The 16,265-nt window shown below is 69.0% G+C and carries 15 protein-coding genes; 7 read left to right on the top strand and 8 right to left on the bottom strand.

Annotation, left to right across the window (positions count from 1 at the left end; genetic code table 11):
- Nucleotides 1–3: 3 nt before the first annotated feature.
- From QT382_RS17220 to QT382_RS17235, 4 genes are read right to left on the bottom strand one after another with little or no spacing between them, the layout of a single operon-like run.
- On the bottom strand, nucleotides 4–414 hold the full coding sequence (locus QT382_RS17220) for a thiosulfate oxidation carrier protein SoxY (RefSeq protein WP_289255314.1): 411 nt from the start codon (nucleotides 412–414) through the stop codon (nucleotides 4–6).
- Entirely contained in the window at nucleotides 411–779 is a 369-nt protein-coding gene (locus QT382_RS17225) for a c-type cytochrome (RefSeq protein WP_289255315.1), read from the bottom strand. The genes QT382_RS17220 and QT382_RS17225 overlap by 4 nt, the downstream gene beginning before the upstream one ends.
- Nucleotides 776–2,938, bottom strand: coding sequence for a xanthine dehydrogenase family protein molybdopterin-binding subunit (locus tag QT382_RS17230; RefSeq protein ID WP_289255316.1), 2,163 nt, complete (start codon nucleotides 2,936–2,938; stop codon nucleotides 776–778). The genes QT382_RS17225 and QT382_RS17230 overlap by 4 nt, the downstream gene beginning before the upstream one ends.
- Nucleotides 2,935–3,435, bottom strand: a complete 501-nt coding sequence (locus tag QT382_RS17235) for a (2Fe-2S)-binding protein (RefSeq protein WP_289255317.1) — start codon at nucleotides 3,433–3,435, stop codon at nucleotides 2,935–2,937. Before QT382_RS17235 ends, QT382_RS17230 begins: the two co-directional genes overlap by 4 nt.
- A gap of 125 nt (nucleotides 3,436–3,560) precedes the next feature.
- Between QT382_RS17235 and QT382_RS17240 the strand changes: the two genes are divergently transcribed.
- Nucleotides 3,561–4,700, top strand: coding sequence for a GGDEF domain-containing protein (locus QT382_RS17240; RefSeq protein ID WP_289255318.1), 1,140 nt, complete (start codon nucleotides 3,561–3,563; stop codon nucleotides 4,698–4,700).
- 56 nt (nucleotides 4,701–4,756) lie between these two features.
- Entirely contained in the window at nucleotides 4,757–5,101 is a 345-nt protein-coding gene (locus QT382_RS17245; protein WP_289255319.1) for an HU family DNA-binding protein, read from the top strand.
- Between the two features lie 16 nt (nucleotides 5,102–5,117).
- Here QT382_RS17245 and QT382_RS17250 read toward each other — a convergent pair whose 3' ends face one another.
- The 4 genes from QT382_RS17250 to QT382_RS17265 form a co-directional block, all read right to left on the bottom strand.
- Nucleotides 5,118–7,421, bottom strand: coding sequence for a M56 family metallopeptidase (locus QT382_RS17250; RefSeq protein ID WP_289255320.1), 2,304 nt, complete (start codon nucleotides 7,419–7,421; stop codon nucleotides 5,118–5,120).
- The gene (locus QT382_RS17255; protein ID WP_289255321.1) at nucleotides 7,414–7,812 is read right to left on the bottom strand and encodes a BlaI/MecI/CopY family transcriptional regulator; all 399 of its coding nucleotides are present in this window, start codon (nucleotides 7,810–7,812) and stop codon (nucleotides 7,414–7,416) included. Before QT382_RS17255 ends, QT382_RS17250 begins: the two co-directional genes overlap by 8 nt.
- An 82-nt stretch (nucleotides 7,813–7,894) precedes the next feature.
- Entirely contained in the window at nucleotides 7,895–9,136 is a 1,242-nt protein-coding gene (locus QT382_RS17260) for an anion transporter (RefSeq protein ID WP_289255322.1), read from the bottom strand.
- Between the two features lie 39 nt (nucleotides 9,137–9,175).
- Nucleotides 9,176–10,513 carry a pectate lyase family protein gene (locus QT382_RS17265; protein WP_289255323.1) on the bottom strand — a complete coding sequence of 446 codons (1,338 nt, stop codon included), beginning with the start codon at nucleotides 10,511–10,513 and terminating at the stop codon, nucleotides 9,176–9,178.
- Between the two features lie 120 nt (nucleotides 10,514–10,633).
- On the opposite strand from QT382_RS17265, the gene QT382_RS17270 reads away from it, so the two are divergent.
- From QT382_RS17270 to QT382_RS17290, 5 genes are all read left to right on the top strand, one after another.
- Nucleotides 10,634–11,611 (top strand): TRAP transporter substrate-binding protein, encoded by a 978-nt coding sequence (locus tag QT382_RS17270; RefSeq protein ID WP_289255324.1) that lies wholly within the window; start codon nucleotides 10,634–10,636, stop codon nucleotides 11,609–11,611.
- Complete coding sequence (locus QT382_RS17275; protein WP_289255325.1) at nucleotides 11,611–12,108, top strand: TRAP transporter small permease; 498 nt, start codon at nucleotides 11,611–11,613, stop codon at nucleotides 12,106–12,108. The genes QT382_RS17270 and QT382_RS17275 overlap by 1 nt, the downstream gene beginning before the upstream one ends.
- Complete coding sequence (locus QT382_RS17280; protein ID WP_289255326.1) at nucleotides 12,099–13,388, top strand: TRAP transporter large permease; 1,290 nt, start codon at nucleotides 12,099–12,101, stop codon at nucleotides 13,386–13,388. Before QT382_RS17275 ends, QT382_RS17280 begins: the two co-directional genes overlap by 10 nt.
- Before the next feature lie 71 nt (nucleotides 13,389–13,459).
- Nucleotides 13,460–14,179 carry a response regulator gene (locus QT382_RS17285; RefSeq protein WP_289255327.1) on the top strand — a complete coding sequence of 240 codons (720 nt, stop codon included), beginning with the start codon at nucleotides 13,460–13,462 and terminating at the stop codon, nucleotides 14,177–14,179.
- A complete protein-coding gene (locus QT382_RS17290) occupies nucleotides 14,176–16,248 on the top strand; it encodes an ATP-binding protein (protein WP_289255328.1) in 2,073 nt (690 codons plus the stop codon). The genes QT382_RS17285 and QT382_RS17290 overlap by 4 nt, the downstream gene beginning before the upstream one ends.
- The last annotated feature ends 17 nt before the right edge of the window (nucleotides 16,249–16,265 follow it).

The raw sequence follows: 16,265 nt of genomic DNA on the forward strand, positions 1-16,265 counted from the left end.
TCCTCAGCCCTCGATGCAGGCGGCCAGCGTGACCAGCACCTCGACCGAGGCCTGCCAGCAGCGCCCGTCGGCCGCGCGGGCCACGGCCACCAGCTGCTGGCTGGTGGCCAGGCGGATGCGGGTCGAGGCCCGCGGCAAGGCGCCTGGCCCGAACTCGAACTGCACGACCTCGCGCAGCGGATTGAGTTCGCTGAACAGGGCCAGGCGCTGGATGCCGACTCCATCGACCGACAGCATCACCGGCACGGCGTTGCCGTTCTCTATCAGCGGCTCGATCTCTATCGCCACTCGGCCGGGCTGAGGCTCGATGCCGCCGGTGAACGCGAGGATGGCGGCCCGCAGCTCGGCCTGGTCGGCCCAGGCGCTGGGCAGGCCTACGGCCAAGGTCGCTGCGAGCAGGTGGCGGCGCTTCATTTCAGAGATTGAAGATAGGCCAGCACATCTTCCAGCTGCTGCGCATCAAAGATGGGCTTGTCGCGCCAGCGTTCGCCCACGTGCTGCAGACCGGCGGTCGGGCCGAAGACCGGCATCATCGATCCGGCGCGCGGCTCGGTCATGCGCTGGCGCAGCTGCTGGGGCGTCAATCGGCTGGCCACGCCGGCCAGGTCGGGCGCCAGATTGCCCTGCTGGCGCTGCTCGGCGATGGGCGCCGCATGGCACAGCAGGCACAGGCCCTGCTCACGGCTGGCCACCAGGGCCCGGCCGCGCGCGGCATCGCCTTCGGCCGCCTGCGCGCTCCAGGCGCAGGCCGCCAGCAAGGCGACGCCCAACGGCTTCATGTGGCCAGGCTGTGCTTGCTCAGCGGCAACTCGCGGATGCGCTTGCCGGTGGCCGCAAAGATCGCGTTCAGCACGGCCGGCGCCGCCACCGCGATGGTGGGCTCGCCCACGCCGCCCCAGAAACCGCCCGAGGGCACCAGCACGGTCTCAACCGCCGGGCAGTCGGCCATCTTCATGACCGGGTAGTCATGGAAGTTGCTCTGCTCGATGCGGCCGTTCTTCAGCGTGCATTCGCCGAACAGCGCGGCCGACAGGCCATAGACGAAGGAGCCCTCGACCTGGGCCGCGATCTGCTGCGGATTGACCGCATGGCCGGGGTCGGTGGCGGCGGTGATCTTGTGGATCTTCAGCTGGCCCTTCTTGCTGACCGAGACCTCGGCGCAGGCCGCCACATAGCTGCCGAAGCCCTGGATCTGGGCCAGGCCGCGGTAGCGTCCCTTGGGCGCCTGCTTGCCCCAGCCGGCGCGCTCGGCCACGGCGTTGAGAACCGCCAGATGGCGAGGCGAACCGGCGAGCAATTCGCGGCGCAGGGCCAGCGGATCGCGCTTGGCGGCATGCGCCACTTCGTCGATGAAGCATTCCAGGTAGACCGCGTTCTGGTTCAGGTTGACGCCGCGCCAGAAGCCTGGCGGCACCGGCGGGTTGCGCATCGCATGGTCGATCAGCAGGGCCGGCAGCTTGTAGCCCAGCGCGCCTTCGGCGCCACCATCGTTGAGGCCCTGGAACACCGCCGGGTCCTTGCCCTCGCGGATGTTCTGCGGGAACAGGCCGGCCACGATGGACTGGCCCGAGATCCGCATGTGCAGCCCGGTGACGCGGCCCTCGGCATCCAGGCCGGCGCTGAGCTTGCACTGGGTGACCGGGTGGTAGCGGCCATGCTGCATGTCCTCCTCGCGGCTCCAGATCAGCTTGACCGGCGTGCCGGGGAATTCCCTGGCAATCTTCACAACCTGGGTGACCCAGTCCTGGGTCGCGCCACGCCGGCCGAAGCCGCCGCCGAGGTGCAGCTTGTAGACCTCGCAGGCCGTGGCCGGCAGGCCGGCAGCCTCAGACGTGGCGGCCAGGGCGGCCTCGCCGCTCTGGGTCGGGGTCCAGACCTCGCAGCGCTCCGGGGTCCAGCGCGCCGTGGCGTTCATCACCTCCATGCAGGCATGGTTCTGGTACGGATAGCCGTAAACCGCCTCGACCCGCCGGCTGCTGGCCGCGATGGCGGCTCGCGCATCGCCCTTGCTGCTGCCGACGACGGCATCGCTGGCTTCCAGGCCGGCCTTCAGCGTGGCAGCGATCTGGGCGCTGTCCAGGCCGGCATTGGGGCCCTCGGCCCATTCGATGGGCAGCAGATCCAGCGCGGTCTTGGCCCGCCACCAGGTGTCGGCCACCACGGCCACGGCCGTGTCGCCGACCTTGAGCACCTTCTTGACGCCGGGCCGCTGCAGCACGGCCGTCGCATCGAAGGACCTGAGCTTGCCGCCGAACACCGGGCAGTCCTTGATGGCTGCGTTCAACATTCCGTGCAGCTTCAGGTCCATGCCATAGACCTGGCTGCCATTCAGTTTGGCCTTGGTGTCGAGCCGGCGCATGGGACGGCCGGCCAGGCGCCAGCTCTTGGGGTCCTTGAGCGGTATCTCGGTCGGTGCCGGCAACTGCGCAGCCGCGGCCGCCAACTGGCCGTAGCGCAGGCCACGGCCGCTGGGCTTGTGGACGACCACGCCCTCGCGCGCCTGGCAGTCGGCTGCCTCGACCTTCCATTCATTCGCCGCCGCCTGCACCAGCAGCATCCGCGCCGCCGCCCCGCCCTTGCGCACATAGTCCTGCGATTCGCGGATGCCGCGGCTGCCGCCGGTGGAGAAGCTGCCCCAGGGCCGCTTGCGCGCCAGGCTCTGGCCCGGCGTCGGGTATTCGGTCGTGACCTGGTTCCAGTCGCACTCCATCTCCTCGGCCACCAGCTGGGCCAGGCCGGTCAGCGTGCCCTGGCCCATCTCGGAGCGAGCGATGCGGATCACGATCGTATCGTCGGGTTTGACCACGACCCAGGCATTGAGCTCGTCCGGCTGCACCGGCTGGGCAAGACCTGGCACCTGAAAGCCGACCAGCAGGCCGCCGGCCGTAGCCGCTCCGCTGGTCAGCAGGAACTCGCGTCGCGTGGTGACCGTGCTCATGCCTGGCTCCCCTGGTCGACGATGGCGATGGGGATGCTCTTGCGCGGCGTCTGGCCGGCCGCCAGGTGGATGGCGGCGCGCACCCGGTTGTAGGTGCCGCAGCGGCAGATGTTGGTGATGGCCGCGTCTATGTCGGCGTCCGTGGGCTTGGGCTTGGTCTTGAGCAGGGCCGCGGCGGCCATGATCATGCCGCTCTGGCAGAAGCCGCACTGCGGCACGTCCAGCTCGTACCAGGCCTTCTGCACCGGATGCTCGGCCTGGGCCGACAGGCCCTCGATGCTGACGATCTTCTGCTTGGGGCTGAGCGCCGAGACCGGCATAACGCAGGAGCGCGTGGCCTGGCCGTCGATGTGGACCGTGCAGGCCCCGCATTGGGCCAGGCCGCAGCCGTACTTGGTGCCGGTCAGGCCCATCTGCTCGCGCAGGGCCCACAGCAGGGGAGTGTCGGGTTCGGCTTCGACTTCGCGCAGCGCGCCATTGATGTTCAGTTGCGGCATCGGCAAGGCTCCTGATCGACAACTAGCAACAGCGGCGCAGCGTAGCAGGATCGCCTGGTGCGTGCAGCACACCACAAGCGCACCGCCCTGCCCTAGACTGGGCCGGCCCACCGACCTCGCTGCCCATGCTCCACGAATCGACGCTGCTGCTGGTTGAAGTCCTGTTCACCTTGCTGACCACCGGCTTGCTGGTGATCGCCGCCCTGATGATCGGGCGCCATGCCGAACTGCGCAGTTGGGCCCTGGGCAACGTGGTGGCCTGCCTCGGTCTGGCCGTGGGCATACAGACCGGCCTGCCGGTGTTCTTCCATGCGGTGCTGGGCTATGGCTTCATGGGCCTGGGCCAGGCCCTGGTCTGGCGTGGCCTGCGGCGCTTCTGCGGGCTGGAGCTGTCGCGCATTTCCATTGCCGCCATCACCCTTGCCGCCATGGCGCTGCCGGCCTATTTCGTCTGGGCCGAGCCCAGCCTGAACGGACGGCTGATCGTCACCGGCTTCGGCTTCGGCCTGCTGTCCCTGGTCTGCGCCGTCACCCTGGTCCAGGGCGTGCGCGACCGCATCCGGCCGGTGATGTGGGTCAGCGCCGGCGGCTTCGTCGTGCTGGGCCTGGTGCTGATGATGCGGGCCTTGTGGCTGCTGCTGTTCGGCAGCGAGCAGGCCGACCAGGAACTGGTGATGAACGCCACGCTGTTCATGATCCCGCCAGCCCAGGTCTGCATCGCCTTCGGTCTGGTGTTGATGATCACGCGCCGCTATGCCGAGGAGCTGCGCCGGCTCTCGCTGACCGATCGCGTCACCGGCGCCTACAACCGCGCCGGCCTGGACAGCCTGGGCCAGCGCATGCTGCAACGGGCTCGCCGCTCGGGCCGCGGCGTGGTGCTGGTGCTGATCGAGGTCGATCATTTCGACCACATCACTTCCAACTTCGGACCGGGTGCCGGCGACGAGGTGCTGCGCCAGCTGGCCACCCTGCTGCTGGCCCAGCTGCGGCCCGGCGACATGGTGGTGCGCTACGGCGGCGAGGAATTCCTGGTGCTGCTGGACGGTGTCGATGCGGGCATCGCGGCCAAGGTCTGCGAGCGGGTCCGCAAGCAGGTGGTCGAGTCGCGCATCCAGCTGCCTAACGCCGAACTGAACTACACGACCAGCCTGGGCCTGGCCGGGTCCGAGGCCCGCGGTCATGAGCTTGAACGCCTGGTCGAAAGTGCCGATGCCGCCTTGCAAAAAGCCAAGCTGGATGGTGGGAATCGGGTGCTTGCCGGCTAGAGCGACAATCACGCCGCCCGAGATGGTCGGGCGTCATCCCAATGAGACTGTAGACAATGAACAAATCGGAACTGATTGAACACCTGGCCAGCAAGCACGAACTGAGCAAGGCCGAAGCCGGCCGCGTGCTGGAAACCCTGCTGGACGCCATCGTCACCACCGTCAAGAAGGGCGGCGCTGTCACGATCCCCGGCTTTGGCTCGTTCAAGCAGCACGCTCGCGCCGCCCGCACCGGCGTGAACCCCTCGACCGGCGACAAGATCAAGATCGCCGCCGCCAAGCTGCCGAAGTTCACCGCCGGCGCCACCTTCAAGGCCGCCGTCGACCCCAAGGCTGCTGCCCGCAAGGCCGCCAAGGCCCCGGCTCCTGCTGCCAAGAAGCCGGCCGCCAAGAAGAAGTAATCGCTCCCGCGATTACTCAGCCACGGTCGAGACGGTCCAGCGCCTTCTCGACCTGGCCCCGCTCGAAGTCGCTGAGCCTGCGTGCCGTCTTGCGGTAGCGGCTCAGCACTTCGGGATCTGCGGGCATCTGCTCGGCCAGCGCCTTCAGCGTGGTGGCCAGATCGAAATCCGAACCCATGCGCGACATGCCGTTCAGCACCATCAGGGTGCCGGCCTTGTCCAGCGGTCCGCGCGCTATCAGCGTCATCAGCGCCTCGCGATGATCGAAGTCGCCGCCCAGGGCTGAGGCCGACTGCACATAGGCTTCCAGCTGCGTCGCCAGGTCCAGATGCGGCGCGATGTGCTGCAGGGCCGTGCGGCGGTCGAAGTCCGAACCCAGCAGGCGGCTGGCTTCCAGTGCCGCGTCCACGCTAGGCTTGCCCAGCGGGCGACGGTCCATCAGCTTCTCTATGGCCGTGCGCTGGTCGAAATCCGAGCCCATGGCCTTGAGCACGCCGTACCAGGCATTCAGCACCTCGGTCTGCTCCAGCTGCTGCGGAGCCAGCGCTTCCAGCACCGTGCGGCGGTCGAAGTCCGAGCCCATCTTGGCCGTGGTCTGCAGCAGGGCCACCTGCTGCGCCGCCTCCAGCGGCTGGTGCCCGATCAGCGCCACCATGGACTCGCGGCGCTCGTAGTCGGAATCGATCTGCGCGGCCGCGGCGATCAGGCGGCCGGCGGTCTTGGCATCCAGCTTGCCCACGTCGGACAGCTTGAGCAGCGCCTGGATGCGGTTGCGGCGATGGTGGTCCTGGCCCGGCTTCTCGCAATCGGCCAGCACCGCTTCCAGCCCGCCTCGCTTGAACAGCTTGCGGGCGCGCTCGTCGGCATTGACCGCGCTTTCGGCCAGGGCCTTGGTCATGCCCTTGATCCATTCGGCACCGGCCGCATCGACCGCCTGGACCTTGCCGTTGACGCTGTAGATCTGCTTGAGCTTGCCGTCCGGCTGGCTCTCGATGCTGACGCTGCGCCGCATGCCGCCCTTCTGCTCGGTCATGCGGACCGAACCATCGATGGCGAGCAACTCGTCCTCGTCCTCATTGAACTTCAGCTCGCCGCCACGCACGCTGATGCGGGTCGAGGTGCCGTCGTTGTTGAAGACCATGCGCAGGCCGCGATGGAAGCTGACACCGTCCTCCAGCTCGACGATCCAGTCATGGTCCATGCGGCCCAGCACCACGGCCGGCACGGCCACGGCGCCGAACAGCGCCGACAACACGCAGCCCAGCACGAGCCAGCGCCACTTGAAGCCCTGCTTCTTCGCCACCACGGCCTCGCCCCCATCTTGATTCGTTGTGGTCATGTTCTGGTCCTCCAGCAGTGAACGGATGCGCTTGAGCAGCGCCGATTCGGAACGCGCCATGGCCATGGCCAGGCGCGGGGCCCGCGCGCGGCGGACCACGATCTGCTCGGCGCAGGCATAGAGACTCTCGGCCAGCGCGCGCGGCCGGCCCGAGGCCTGGGCCGCCCAGCGGTCGCAGGCCAGCTCGGCCAGCTCGTCGAGCCGGCGCAGCGCCAGGCCGTTGAGCGGTTGCAGCCAGCCCAAGGCGGCCACAGCCTGGCCGGCCAGGCGCCAGGCCGGGTCGCGGCGCTGCAGATGGGCGATCTCATGGGCCAGCACCGCTTCGCACTGGCCGGCATCGAGCTTGAGCGCCAGCCAGCGCGGCAGGCAGACCGTGCCGCCGGGCGCCACCAGCGGGCTGGTCCAGCGCTCGCTCAGGCGCAGCGGCGGCGTGCGCACGCCGGCCAGCTCGGCCAGGCGCGAGGCGCTGTCCTGCCAGCGATCCGCGGCGACCTGCAGCCGCCCGACCCGCCAATGCAGCAGGCCCAGGCGCAGCAGCAGCAGAACGATGGAAGCGACCGCCACCAGGGCCCAGGCCAGGGTCAGCAGGCCGGCGGCATTGGCCAGGCGGGACGGCAGGGGCAGGTCTTGCCGACTCTGCTCCTCGATCTTCTCGGAACTGGCGGCCTGGGCCGGCGCCACCGGTTCGCGGCGCAGCAGCGGGGGCTCTACCGAGCTCAAGACCAGGCCGACGTTGCTGGGTTCCGCCGCCGAGCTGATCGCCGGCATCTGGAAGCGCCGCGCCATTTCGAAGGCCGAAGGCGCCAGCGCCTGAGCCGTCGCACTCAGCAGGCCACCGAACAAGGCAATGCGCCACAGCAGCTCACGCGCGGCCAGCGCGTTGCGCAGCCGCGGATGGCGCTCGGCCAGCGCGGCGCCGGCCAGCAGCACCGTGCTGTGGAGCAGGTAGTTGACGAGCCAGCTGGTGAGTGCTTCAAGCATGGCGGCCTCCTCGGCGCGACAGCAGCTTGCGCATCTCGGCCAGGTCGTCGTCGGCGATCTCGCCTTCGCTGAGCAAGTGGCTCATCAGCCGGCTGGGCTGGCCCTGGAACAGGCTGCTGAGCAGGCCCGACACCATGGAGCGCTGCACCTCGGGCTCGTCCACAAGGGCGACGTAGCGCAGCTGGCGGCCGTCGCGGCTGGCGCTGATCAGGCCGCGCTTCTCGAGCCGGCTGAGCAAGGTAGCCACGGTGGTGTGGGCCAAGGGCCGGCCGCTTTCATGCAGGGCCTCGACCACTTCGGCCGTGCTGGCCTCGCCGCGCGCCCACAGCACGCGCATCAGCGTCAGCTGCAGTTCCGAAAGCGCGAGGTCGTTGCTTCTCTCTTCATCCATGGCGGTTCTTCTACAGATGTCGTACTACAACTGTAGAAGAAAGCCCGCGAGCCTGGCAAGTGACTTTCGGCAGGGACGAAGTTCAGCGGCCGGCCAGCCAGGCCAGCCAGAGCGCCGTGACGGCCAGGCTGGCCAGGGTCACGGGCACGCCGGTGCGGGCATGGCGGCGCCAGTCGATCAGCACGCCGGCGCGGCGCGCCGCATCGATGACGATCAGGTTGGCGATGGAGCCGACCAGCAGCAGATTGCCGGCCAGGGTGCTGACCAGGGCCAGCGTGGTGCCGGACGTAGGCGCATGGGCGCCGGGCAGCAGCAGCATCACGGCCGGCACGTTGGAGACCAGGTTGGACAGGCCCAGCGTCGCGATGAACAGCGGCCAGGGCTGGGACAGGTCCACGCCGCCAGCCTGCAGCGCGGCGATGGCATCGCGGGTCAGGCCGCTGTGCTCCAGCGCGGCGTTGACCACGAACAGGCCCATGAAGAGGATCAGCAGTTCCCAGTCGATCAGGCCCATGACCTGGCTGGAATGGAAGCGCTGGCTGAGCAGCAGCAGGCCGGCGCCGACCAGGGCGGCCACATCGCGCGGCCAGTCGCTGAACAGGAAGACCACCACCAGCACGCCGGCCACGACGAGGCCCTTGGTCGTCTGCCAGGCGTCGAACGGCGGCTCGTCCGGCGGCGGCAGAACATGCTCGCTAAGCGCCTCGCTGCCGCGCATCTGCCAGGCCAGCAAGCCCCACAGCGCCAGCAGACCCAGCAGCACCGGCGGCAACGCCTGCAAGGCATAGCCGCCGAAAGGCAGCTTGAGCACCTCGCCGATCAGCATGTTCTGCGGATTGCCTATCAGCGTGGCGGCCGAGCCGATATTGCTGGCGCAGGCCAGGCCGAGCAGAAAGGGCACGGGATCTAGGCGTCGGCGCAGGCAGGCCTCGAGCAGCAGCGGCGCCATGGCCAGGCAGACGATGTCGTTGGAGAACACGGCCGACAGCAGGGCCGAGGCCGCAACGACCACACCCATCAGGCCGGCCGGGCCCAGCTTCAGCGCGGCGATGCGCCGGGTCACCGCGCCGTAGAAGCCGCCGAGCCGCATCTGGGCCGAGATCACCATGAAGGAGAACAGCAGCAGGATGGTGGGCAGGTGGATGGCCTGGGCCGCTGCCTCGGGCGTCATCACGCCGGCGCCGACTATGGCGATGGCACCGAGCAGGGCCACGCCGGTGCGGTCCAGCTGCAGCCGTGGCAGGCCGCCCAGGATCATGCCCAGGTAGACGGTGCAGAACACGCCCAGCACCAGCCAGGACGTCGCCGGCAGTCCTTCCATCATCGAATCCAGCCTCCAGAAATCAGAGGCATTGTCACCGGCTCAGGACTTGGGCTTGCGCGCGACGAACAGGCTGTCCCAGCCGGCCTTGGGGCTCATGTCGTCGAGGTTCCAGGCCGCGACGTCGAAGGCGCGGCGCGTGGGCTTGTAGCGTGGATGGCCGTATTGGTTCTGCGATTCGGAATCGATGATCTGGCCGCGGCCCTCGGCCACGTCGGACAGCAGCTTGAAGTCGATCGGGTCGCGGGCCCAGGGCCGCATGCCGGCCACCATGGGCAGCACCTGCTCCAGCCGCTCGACCGGCAGCCAGCGCAGGCCAGTCGGCAGATAGGCTTCGCGCGATTCGAGGATGCGCGCCGTGCCGCTGGTGTAGCGGCCGGTCATTGGCAAGGCCTGGCCCTGGGCGTCCAGCGCCAGGTTGCCCTGCAAGAAGAGCTCCACGTCGCCGACGCCGCCGAGCGTGAACAGCGGCAGGCCGGGGCGGCTGTCCGGTCCCTGACGATAGGCATTGGCCACCAGGGTCACGCGGCCCAGTTGGTGCTCGTGGCCGGCCCATTCATGCTCGACCAGGTTGTAGTGCACCGCGCGCTGGCCGGGGTTGTAGATCAGGTTGTTGACCATGGCCGCCCGCACCCCGCCCTTGAACAGCGCGTTGCGCTCCAGGTTGGAGGCGTAGACATTGCCGTAGATCAGCAGGCCCGTGATGTTGTCGTGGATCAGGCTGCCCTTGGAATGCTCGCCCTTCTCGTGCACCGAGTGGGCCAGGCCTTCGTAGATCAGGTTGTGGCTGAAGGTGATCTCGTGCGAGGTGTTGCGCCGCCAGTCGTCGGGCGTGGCGCCCTCGAAGCGCGGGCCGCTGGCCGACAGGTTCTCGTCGGTGGCCCAGGACAGGCTGCAGTGGTCCACGATCACCCGCGCCGCGCCGGCCACGGTGGAGATGCCGTCATGGTCGCCGCCGCCCTTCTTGGGCCGGCCGTATTCGCCGGGGCGGATGGCGAGGTGCTGGATCACCACGTCATGCGCGCCAATGTTCAGTTCGCCCTTGATCAGGGTGATGCCGGGGTCGGGCGCGGTCTGGCCGGCCACGGTGAGAAAGGGCTCCTTGATGCGCCAGGAGGCGCCGCCCATGTCGATCACGCCGCCGACCTCGAAGACCACGATGCGCGGCCCCTTGGCCTCAAGCGCGGCACGCAAGGAGCCCGGGCCCTGGGCTTCCAGGTTGGTCACGCGCAGGATCTGGCCGCCCTTGCCGCCCGGCGTCGTGACCCAGCCGGCATGGTCGTAGGTCGCGCGGTTCAGCGTGGGCAGTGGCTGCGCCAGCGCCGTGCCGGCCAGGCCGAACAGCAGCAGCCAGGCCAACTGCCGGCAGCGAAAAGACAAGGGCCTTGACCGAGGATCCATGGAACCACCGATGCGTCTGAAACAGTGTTTCGATATTGTCCTGGCCAAGCACCTCGCCCAGAAACGGTGTCTACCCTGAGCCCTTGCGGAGACAAGCCCATGCGCACCGCCCTGCGTTCCCTCCCCTTGCTGCCCTGCCTGCTCGCCGGGCTGCTGGCCGCGCCGGCCGGCGCCCGCGAGCTGCGCTCGGCCGACATCCACAACAGCGACGACTACCCCACGGTCCAGGCCGTGCGCTACATGGGGGAGCAGCTGGCCAGGAGCAGCGGCGGCGCGCTGAAGATCAAGGTCTTCAACAAGGCCGCCCTGGGCAACGAGAAGGAAACCATAGACCAGCTCAAGGTCGGCGCGCTGGACATGGCGCGGGTCAACATCAGCCCCATGAATGCGCTGTGCCCCAAGACGCAAGTGCCGGTCCTGCCCTTCCTGTTCCGCGACACCGCCCATATGCGCCAGGTGCTGGACGGCCCGGTGGGCGATGAGATCCTGAAAGCCTGCGAGGCCCAGGGCTTCGTCGGTCTGGCCTTCTACGACAGCGGCGCCCGCTCCATCTACGCCAAGCGGCCGGTGCGCAACCCGGCCGAGGCCAAAGGGCTGAAGATCCGCGTGCCGCAGTCAGACCTCTGGGTCGCCCTGGTCGCCGCCATGGGCGCCAACGCCACACCCATGTCGATCGGCGAGGTCTACACCGGCCTGCGCACCGGCCTGATCGATGCCGCCGAGAACAATCTGCCCTCGTTCGAGGGCTTCAAGCATTTCGAGGCGGTCAAGGTCTATTCCCGCACCGAGCATGCGATGGCACCTGAGATGCTCTTGATGAGCAAGCGCATCTGGGACAAGCTGAGCCCGGCCGAGCAGGCCCAGATCCGCCAGGCCGCCAAGGACTCGGTGGCGGTGCAGCGCAAGCTCTGGGATGCACAGGAGCAGAAATCGGCCGACGTGCTGAAGGCCGCCGGCGTGCAGTTCGTCGAGACCGACCGCGCCGCCTTCCGCGCAGCGATGGCGCCGGTCTACGCCCGCTTCGCCGCCACGCCCGACGCCCAGCGCCTGGTCAAGGCGATCCAGGACCAGCGCTGATGCTGGCCGCCTTCCACCGCAGCTGCGCCCTGCTGTCGCGGCTGGCCCTGCAAATCGCGGCTGTGGCGCTGATCGCCGTCGTGCTGTGCGTGCAGGTCCAGGTCGTCGGCCGCTACCTGCTCAACGACACGCCCACCTGGACCGAGGCCCTGGCCCTGCTGCTGGTGCTCTACATCACCGGCCTCGCGGTGGCCGTGGGCGTGCGCGAGGCTTCGCATCTCGGCCTGGAGTCGCTGCTGGTGCTGCTGCCCGAACGGCCGCGGCGCTGGGCCGAGCGCCTGATCCATCTGCTGGTCGGCCTGTTCGGCGCGCTGATGGCCTGGTCGGGCTGGGAGTGGACCCTGCTGAAATGGGACGAGGCCAAGCCCATGCTGGGCGTGCCCGAAGGCCTGGACTACCTGCCGCTCTTGATCTCGGGCCTGCTGGTCCTGCTGTTCTCCATCGAGCAGCTGATCGCCTCGGTGCAAGGCCTTGAACTGGAGCCAGCATGGCCCTGAGCATTCTAGCGATCGGCTTCACCCTGCTGCTGCTGCTGGGCGTGCCGGTGGGCTTTGCCATCGGCCTGGCCTCGGTGGCCACCATCCTGTTCGAGGGCCTGCCGCTGGCCATCGTGTTCCAGAAGATGGTGGGCGGCATGCAGGTGTTCTCCTTCCTGGCCATCCCCTTCTTCGTGTTCGCCGGCGAGCTGATGCTGCATGGCGGCATCGCCGAGCGCATAGTCCGCTTCGCCAACAGCCTGGTGGGCCATGTGCGCGGCGGCCTGGGCATGAGCAATGTGCTGGGCTGCACCCTGTTCGGCGGCGTGGCCGGCTCGCCGCTGGCCGACGTGTCGGCCATGGGCTCGGTGATGATCCCGCTGATGAAGCGCGAGGGCTACCACGCCGATTACGCGGTCAACGTGACCACTCACGCGGCCCTGGTCGGTGCGCTGATGCCAACCTCGCACAACCTGATCATCTACGCCCTGGCCGCCTCGGGCCTGGCCGCGGTCAGCGTGTTCGACCTGATCCTGGCGGCCCTGCTGCCGGCCCTCCTGCTGACGATCTGCAACCTGGCCGCGGCCTATCTGGTGGCGCGCCGGCGCGGCTATCCCACGCACGGCGCCTTCCCGGGCTGGGCCGCCGTGGGTCGCAGCTTCCTGGCCGCGCTGCCGGGCCTGCTGGTGGTGCTGATCATCCTGGCCGGCATCCTCAGCGGCGTGTTCACCGCCACCGAGTCGGCCGCCACGGCGGTGTTCTGGGCCCTGGCCGTGACCACGCTGATCTATCGCTCGCTGGGCTGGCATGCCTTCATGCAGGCCTGCGCCAAGGCCTGCAAGACCACCGGCGTGGTGCTGTTCCTGATCGGCATCTCGTCGGCCTTTGGCTACTTCATGGCGCTGTACGAGGTGCCGCAGCAGACCGGCGAATTGCTGAAGTCGCTGAGCAGCTCGCCCTGGGTCATCTTCCTGATGGTCAACCTGCTGCTGTTCCTGCTGGGCACCTTTCTGGACATGGCGGCCACCATCCTGATCTGCACGCCGATCTTCCTGCCGATCTGCCAGCAGGCCGGCATGGACCCCACGCAGTTCGGCATCATGCTGCTGATCAACTGCGCCCTAGGGCTCAACACGCCGCCGGTGGGCACGACCCAGTTCGTCGGCTGTGCGATAGGCGGCATCTCGGTCGGTCAGGTGATGCGTTCGATCTGGCCTTTCTACGGCGCCCTGCTGCTGACCCTGGCCCTGGTGACCTTCCTGCCACCGCTTTCGCTGACATTGCCGGCGCTGTTCAAGTAAGCCGGGCGCCGGGTCTTGCTGCTAGGCTTCCGGCCCAGGCACCACCCACCCGTGTTCCGACCGCAGGACCCATGGCCCAGCATCTCGCCATCGTTGACGACGAACCCGACATCACCCAGCTGCTGGGCAACTACCTGCAGGCCCAGGGTTTCCGCGTCACGCCGCTGCACAGCGGCCGCGCCCTGATCGACATGATGCGCGAAGACCCACCGGACCTGGTGCTGCTGGACCTGGGTCTGCCGGGCGAGGACGGCTTCTCGATTGCCCGCCAGCTGCGTGAGCACTGGCGCTGCGGCCTGGTGATCGTCACCGGCCGAGGCGATGCGATCGACAAGGTCGTTGGCCTGGAAGTCGGTGCCGACGACTATGTGACCAAGCCCTTCGACCTGCGAGAGCTGCTGGCCCGCATCAAGGCCGTGCTGCGCCGGCTTGCACCGCCCGCGGCGGCACCGGAGTCGGGCGGCAGCAGCGAATGCCTGCAGTTCGCCGGCTGGCGGCTGGACGCCGCCGCGCGCCGCCTGGTCAGCCCCGCAGGGCAAGAGGTGACCCTGACCAGCGGCGAGTTCGACCTGCTGCTGGCCTTTGCCCGCCATCCGGGCCGGGTGCTGTCACGAGACTTCCTGCTGGAGCACACGCGCGGGCGCGAAGCCGGGCCCTACGACCGCACGATAGACGTGCAGGTCGGGCGGCTGCGCAAGAAGCTGGAGCCCGAGGCGGAGACGCCGCAGCTCATCAAGTCGGTACGCGGCGCCGGCTACATCCTGGTCCCGCCGGTCAGCAGCGCCTCATGAGGCCGGGCGGCGAAACCCCGGCCCTGCCGGCCGGCATGGATGCCTCGACGGTGTTCCGCTCGCTGTTCCAGGCCTATCCGGACGCGCTGCTGCTGGTCGATGCGGCCGGCCATATCGTGCTTTGCAACTCGGCCGCCTCGCTGCTGCTGGGTTACAGCATCGACGAGCTGCATGCGCTGACGGTTGAGGACCTGGTGCCCGAGTCGATACGTCCGCGCCATGCCGAGTACCGCGACGCCTATGGCAAGGCCCCGCGGGCGCGACCCATGGGCACGCAGATGGACCTGGTGGCCCGGCGCCGCGACGGCTCCGAGGTGATGGTCGAGATCGCCCTGAGCCCGCTGCCCGAGCAGGGCCTGGTGGTGGCGGCCATCCGCGACATAGGCGCCTATCCGCGCGTCAAGCAGGCCCTGCAGCGGGCCCGCTACAGCGAACACCTGGCCCAGCTCGGCCGGCTCGGGGTCGACACCCGCGACCCGCAGCTGCTGCTGGAGCGGGTCAGCACCATCGCGGTCGAGGCCATGCAGGTCGAGATGGCCGCGGTCTTCCTGCTGGACGCCGATCGCAACGAATTCACCCTCACCAGCGGCGTCGGCCTGCTGACGGGCGAGCCCATAGGCACGCGGCATCCCAACCGGCCCGACACCCCCCCCGGCTTCGTGGTCGCCGCCGGCCGGCCGGTGGTGGTGGCCGACTACAGCACCGAAAGCCGCTTTGCCGTGCCCAGTGCCTACCTGAAGGCCGGCCTGCACAGCGCGCTCGCCGTGCCACTGGTCGAGCGCGGTCGCATGGTGGGCGCGCTGACGGTGCGCTCGACACGGATCCAGCGCTTCGGCGACGACGAGGTCCATTTCCTGGAATCGCTGGGCAATCTGCTGACCAGCAGCCTGCAGCGTGCCCGCACCGAAGACGCGCTGAACCATGCACAGCGGCTGGAGAGCGTGGGCCAGCTGACCGGGGGCATCGCCCACGACTTCAACAACCTGCTGACCGTGATCCAGGGCAATCTGCAGGTGCTGGAAGACCTGCCACTGGCCCGGTCGCCGCAGGCCCAACCCTTGCTGGCGGCTGCCACGCGCGCCAGCCGCCGTGCCGCCGAGCTGACCGGCAAGCTGCTCACCTTTGCACGCCGCCAGGTGCTGCAGCCGGCGCCGGTGGACCTCCAGGCCCTGCTCAGCTCGCTGGCCGACATGCTGCGCCGCACGCTGGACCAGCGCATCCACATCGAGCTCGAGGTGGCCGATGCCTGCCCGCTGGTGATGGCCGACCCCGGCCAGCTGGAATCCGCCCTGCTCAACATCGCCATCAATGCCCGTGACGCCATGCACGAGGGCGGCCGCCTGCGCTTCAAGGCCTGCCCCTGCGCCGCCCTGCCGACCGAGCTGCGCAACGAGCTGGACGACCCCAGCGCCGCGAGCGACCGCTTCGTCGAGATCGAGATCAGCGACAGCGGCCACGGCATGCCGGAGTCGGTGCGCGAACGCGTGTTCGAGCCTTTCTTCACCACCAAGGAAGCCGGCCGCGGCACCGGCCTAGGCCTGGCCACGGTCTACGGCTTCGTCAAGCAGTCCAAGGGCGCCATCGCGATTGCCAGCAGCGAAGGCGCCGGCACAACGGTGACGCTCTACATTCCGCAGCCCTGGCATCCGACCCGCGAGGCGGACCTCGATGCGCCTCCGCCGCCGCTGCGCCAGGGCCTGCGTGTGCTGCTGGTCGAAGACGATGCCGAGGTGCGGGCCATCATCCAGACCTTCCTGCTCGCCCTGGGCTGCCAGGTCGACGCGGTTTCATCGGCCGAGCAGGCCCTGTTGCTGCTGGCCCCGCAGGCCGGCGAAGCGCCACCGTTCGACCTGCTGCTCAGCGACATCGCCCTCGGTCCCGGCCTTCGGGGCACCGAGCTGGCGCGGCTGGCCCAGCAGCAAAGGCCCGACATGGCCGTGCTGCTGATGTCGGGCTATTCGTCCGAGCTGCTGGAGGCCGACCGCGACTCGCCGCCGGAATGGGAGTTGCTGCGCAAGCCCTATGGCCGCGACGAACTGGCTGCCGCCATGGCGCGCCTGCTGGGCTGAGGCGTTGCTTCGCAGGC

Source organism: Pelomonas sp. SE-A7, assembly GCF_030345705.1.
Classification (GTDB): Bacteria; Pseudomonadota; Gammaproteobacteria; order Burkholderiales; family Burkholderiaceae_C; genus JAUASW01.